The organism is Treponema sp. R6D11 (assembly GCF_054786075.1).
The window spans coordinates 1-378 of sequence record NZ_BDHD01001140.1; the positions used below are offsets into that span (position 1 = coordinate 1).

General features: G+C 54.0%; 1 rRNA gene. It reads left to right on the plus strand.

Annotation, left to right across the window (positions count from 1 at the left end):
- Window positions 1-378: ribosomal RNA gene (locus ACYVTD_RS17835) — 23S ribosomal RNA — on the plus strand; the annotation flags it as partial.

Consider the following 378-nt stretch of genomic DNA (forward strand, 5'->3'; position numbering starts at 1 on the left):
TTACCCGTGGTTAGACGGAAAGACCCCGTGAACCTTCACCGTAACTTATCATGGGGACTTGATTAGACATGTGTAGAATAGGTGGGAGACTTTGAAGCATGGGCGTTAGCTTGTGTGGAGTCAACAGTGAAATACCACCCTTGTTTGATTAGGTTTCTAACCCGATCCGTGAATCCGGACCGGGGACAGTGATAGGCAGGCGGTTTGACTGGGGCGGTCGCCTCCAAAAGAGTAACGGAGGTGCGCGAAGGTCTCCTCGCGCCGGTTGGAAATCGGCGCATGAGTGTAAAGGCACAAGGAGGCTTGACTGCGAGGTTGACAGACCGAGCAGGTACGAAAGTAGGTCTTAGTGATCTGGCGGCAGCGAGTGGAAGCGCC